Origin of the sequence: Alkalibacterium iburiense (assembly GCF_039521845.1) — a bacterium.
In the GTDB taxonomy this organism is placed as follows: domain Bacteria; phylum Bacillota; class Bacilli; order Lactobacillales; family Carnobacteriaceae_A; genus Alkalibacterium; species Alkalibacterium iburiense.
The window spans coordinates 1-4,706 of the sequence record NZ_BAAACW010000131.1 but is presented as its reverse complement, the minus strand read 5'-3'; the positions used below and the strand labels follow the sequence as shown (position 1 = coordinate 4,706).

Below are 4,706 nucleotides of genomic sequence, written 5' to 3'. Positions count from 1 at the left end.
ATTTGACAAAAAAATAAAGCCCTTATAGGCTTTCTGTCACTTTTTCCTCGTTTCAACTGTCAAACTCCCGGGGCTTTTCAACTTTTCAGTTAAACTAGAATCATTTCATCATGTAATCCTCATTTATGTTATACTGTTCTTGATTATAATGAGGTGATAAAATGAAATTTCTAAAAGAATCGAAGTTTTTTTATGTATTAACCATACTTATTCTTATCGGATTGGTCATAGGTATTTATAACTGGATTAGTTTTATATTCTACCCATTTGAAGCTTTTTTCATTAGCCTATTTGCTCCTATTATCATTGCCGTATTTATATTTTATATTTTTCTTCCTGTTTATAAATTAACAAAAATTAAAATAAAGACTGATCTTATTGCGATTTTAATTACATTTTTCGTCATAGCTCTTGTGCTTTTTTTCATTTTTTCAACATTATTACCCAGTTTGTTCCAACAAATCACTCAACTTGTTACGTTAATTCCAAGTGTTATTAATGAGATAATATCTTGGATAGAAGCTTTTACAATTGAGTATAACATATCATCAGCAGACGTTTATCAATATCTTTATGATTTAGATATTTCAGTAACTAATATAGTCACAAACATTATAGAAAGCTTGACGTCAGGTGTTACCTCCATATTAACGCTGACCATACGATCAGCTATTATTATTTTTACGGTTCCGCTTTTGCTTTTCTTTCTCTATAAAGACGGAGATAAACTACCAGATCAGATTGTGCGTATTGTTCCAAGTCAATATGAAGACTTAGCACTAGACTTAGCAGAAGCTTTTCATTTAAATGCATCTAATTATATTGGCGGTCGCGTAATTGTCTGTTTATATGTGGGCGTAGCCGCCTATATTATTTTTTTAATTTTGGGAGTACCTAACGCCCTATTACTGGGCTTAATCACAGGTATATTCGATATTATACCTTATTTCGGTCCTTTTATTGGAGCAGCTCCGGCTTTCTTAATTGCTGCAACAATATCTCCAACTACAGCTTTATTATTAACAGTTCTCATTACTGTCGTTCAACTGTTCGAATCATATTTAGTCACACCTTTAGTGATGGGTAAATCATTAGAAATGCATCCTGCTACTGTCGTCATATTGGTTTTATTTGCCAACGAGTTAATCGGCTTGATTGGTATGATACTAATACTACCAGTCTATGCAATTTTAAAAGCCTGTGCACTAGTAGTATTTAACTATATCAACGAAAACAAAAAGCAGCAGTCCATTTAAAATGGAGTTTGCTGCTTTTTTACATTTCTTTGATGAATGTAACTTATTATTGAGAAAATAACCTAGACTATCCATAGCTAAACTCGAATGACTGTGATATAAATTCCAGTTATTTACTTCAAAAAAGCAATTGTTTCTCTTAATCTAGATTGGTTAGAGTCATATTTTTCATATAGACTATGTTTACGGATTATAACTCAAACCGGGAAATGAGATTATATAATTCTTCAGCTAATCGGGCCAACTCCTCGGAATTGGCTGAGACTTCTTGCATGGTGCTCGTTGCTTGCTCGGAAGTAGCAGACGTTTGTTCAATTCCCGCTGCAGATTCCTCAGAAATTGAAGCAATTTCTTCTACACTCGTACTCATTTTAATCGTCTGCTCTTTGTTATCAGCTAATTTTTCAACAATCCACTGTACTGTTCTTTCCATTTGCTCAACAGATTCAGAAATACTAGTGAATGTTTCTCCAGTTTGCTGAATTTGTGTCGTTCCTTTCGTTACTTCACCGTATCCTTCTTCTAATGCTTTAACAACTTGAGATGTTTCCTCTTGCATGCTTTTAACTATAGCTGTAATTTCACCTACGGAGCCGGCTACTTCTTCGGATAATTTCCGAACTTCCTCAGCTACAACAGCAAAGCCTCTCCCATGTTCGCCCGCTCTAGATGCTTCAATCGCTGCATTTAAAGCCAGTAGGTTGGTTTGTTCGGCTACTTGCTCAATAACGGTAACTAAAGAAGATACCTCAGCAGATTTACTATCTAAACCACGTACACTGTCCACTGATTCTTTCACTAACTGGTCAATCGTTTGCATTTGTCTAACTGAATCATTCATCATGCCCTGTCCATTATCAGTCAGCTGACGCACCTCACTGGCCGAGTGAGAGACTCTTTCACTTTCATCGACCGATTCTTCAATCGTTTGAACAAAAGCAGTCATGCTTTCAGATAAGTCGGATGTGAACATCGCTTGAGATTCAGAACCGGATGCCAATTCCTGCATCGTTATGGCTATCTGATCTGCACCCTGAGATACTTCATGAGTCGATTGTGTTAACTCTTCACTGGAACTCATCACTTGACCAGTTGCCTGTGATACTGATGAGATAATGCGTCTTAAATCAGTTTGTAACTGATTCGTCGCTTGTTCCAGCAGACCAATCTCATCTTTTCTCTTAGTCTGAATGGACTCTCCTGTTAAATTCCCTTTAGAAATCTGAGAAAGCTTTTGAGAAATCACATTGATTGGTTTTCCAATAATTCTGCCTACTAAAAGAGCTATAAAAATAGAGAAGATAATAGCGACTACACTGGCTAGGATAATTAACCGTCTCAAATTGCTATAAATTAAGTTGCTTTCATTATAGGCTGTTCTGGAAAGCTCTTCTTTAATGTCCTTCAAATTTGTTAAGTGCATATTTGCTGCTCCGTACCAGGCTTCCCCGCTACGAATCCCATTCATGGCTTCCGTATAGTCCTCTTCTGCTAAGTATTCTTCCGTTTCAACAATCATATCAGAGTAATTTTCCCAATTTCTGACTAATTCATCAAAGAGTTCAGCTTCATCATTATGTAAAGTACGTTCTTGATATAATGAAAGGATTTCATTGACTCTTCCTATATTCTCTAGTGCTGGCTCACCTCTGCTAGGATCAGCATTAATCACACCTGTTAATAAATGAACCCGCGTATTTCCCATTAACTGGGCTATTTCTGCTAAATAGACAGTGGGCTGTAACCTCTCTGTAAAAATCTCCTCAGAGTTTTCATCCATTGTTCCTAATCCAAATAATGCTAATATCCCTAAAATAAAAATGATTAAGGCTAAAACCAAATAGGATGTCAGTAATTTTGTTGTAATCTTCATTGCTGTTCCTCCATTGCTAATCTATAAAAAATAAAATAACGCCTCTTCTTATTATCGACTTTAAAATGAAAAGTTTAATCCTTATTTTTTAAAAAGGTATGGTACACTTTATTTAACTCATGAAAAAAGGTCTAACTTAAGGAGTGTATTTAATGGATAGATACAGACAGATTAAGCATTTGAATGTAACTGATGATTTAGTGCAGAAAGTCATTGGTTTCTACCAAAACCATGTAGAAGTGCCTTATATTTCACCAGATAGAGATTTAGATTCCTGGGTAACTTCTGTAGAACTGGGGGTTGAATCTCTTGTACCGAAGAGAAATATGATTCGCTTCGAAGACGACTGCTTGCCTGGTCATATTATCTTGCTTTGGCGGATAGGGTTTAGCACCTTTACTAATGAAAGTGTCTTTCCAAAATACTTTGAATATGATTACGGAATTCATGCAGATGAAGCCCTAGAAGACATCCAGCAGAAAGGGTTCGCTAGGAAGCTGACAGCCTCTGAATCCTTAAAATATCTTCCCGCTACTCATTTAAAGGCTTTTTTAAAGAAAAAAGGAGTAAAAGGATACTCTACGTTAAAGAAAGAAGAGCTAATGGTCAAAGTGAAAGAGATGTTCACTGAAGAAGAGCTCGCTTCTTTATTTAACGTGAGAGGATTTGAATTGACTCATTTAGGAAAACAAAAGCTTGAAGCCCATTCAGATGTTGTGGATAGACATCCTAAAAAATCATACTAAAAAAGAATGGTTTAGACTGATGATGAGGCTTAAAGGACATCCTTCCATTTTGAATAATAGAAGGATGTCCTTTTTTGAAGCCGATACCTTTAGCAGTTGGTTTTCATTCATTCAACTTCCTTGATATTCAGCGTTGCTAGAAGAGAGAGACATATGCAAAGTTAAAATGTATAATCCCTTTCCCATATGAGCACATCACTTTTCCTGTTAAAAATATAGTCTTCTTCATATATATTTAATTGAATCTCATCTTTAGTTAGAACTGTACATTCCGTTTTAAATTCATCAAAAACTAATTCATAGTGATTATCTTCAATATTTCTTATAGTCCCAGTTGATGATTCATCAAAGTATGCAGAAAATAAACCAACTTTGTCATCTTGAAAGTTGATGGTGTATATTCCGATTTCTTCTTCTCTCGTGTTTAGAATTTCTGCTTGGTAACTCCCTTCAAGGGAATAAATCATTGAACTTCTATAATTATAAAAAGCATAACCACTAACGATAGTCATGAGTATTATCAACAGAAAAGATACCTTTTTCACATTTGTAAACCCCTTCATTATCAGTGTAGTTGTATACCCTGATAATACCACATTGATTATAAGAGATATACATGGGTTGAGAGCAATTGATGATGGTATAAAAATGGTAACTCCTTTTATACCATCTAGTTATCTCCATACATAAAAACCCCACAACGTTGGGTAGGCATGCCAATGTTGTGGGGTAGTTTTATATAAAGTCCGCGTTTCTTATTTACTCAAGTTTTGCAGTTGAATATCCAGGTTTAACCCTTGCGGTTATTGAAACTTCTTATAAAAAATTATC

At 35.1% G+C, this 4,706-nt stretch carries 4 protein-coding genes; 2 read left to right on the top strand and 2 right to left on the bottom strand.

Going from position 1 to position 4,706, the window contains the following annotated elements; genetic code table 11:
- Window positions 1-161 precede the first annotated feature (161 nt).
- A complete protein-coding gene (locus ABDZ53_RS10540; RefSeq protein WP_343756322.1) occupies window positions 162-1,256 on the top strand; it encodes an AI-2E family transporter in 1,095 nt (364 codons plus the stop codon).
- Window positions 1,257-1,446: 190 nt separating this feature from the next.
- Here ABDZ53_RS10540 and ABDZ53_RS10535 read toward each other — a convergent pair whose 3' ends face one another.
- Window positions 1,447-3,129 (bottom strand): methyl-accepting chemotaxis protein, encoded by a 1,683-nt coding sequence (locus tag ABDZ53_RS10535; RefSeq protein ID WP_343756320.1) that lies wholly within the window; start codon window positions 3,127-3,129, stop codon window positions 1,447-1,449.
- 152 nt (window positions 3,130-3,281) lie between these two features.
- Between ABDZ53_RS10535 and ABDZ53_RS10530 the strand changes: the two genes are divergently transcribed.
- Complete coding sequence (locus tag ABDZ53_RS10530; RefSeq protein WP_343756318.1) at window positions 3,282-3,875, top strand: hypothetical protein; 594 nt, start codon at window positions 3,282-3,284, stop codon at window positions 3,873-3,875.
- A gap of 161 nt (window positions 3,876-4,036) precedes the next feature.
- Here the strand turns inward: ABDZ53_RS10530 and ABDZ53_RS10525 are convergent, their stop codons facing one another.
- Window positions 4,037-4,420 (bottom strand): hypothetical protein, encoded by a 384-nt coding sequence (locus ABDZ53_RS10525; RefSeq protein ID WP_343756316.1) that lies wholly within the window; start codon window positions 4,418-4,420, stop codon window positions 4,037-4,039.
- Window positions 4,421-4,706 lie beyond the last annotated feature (286 nt).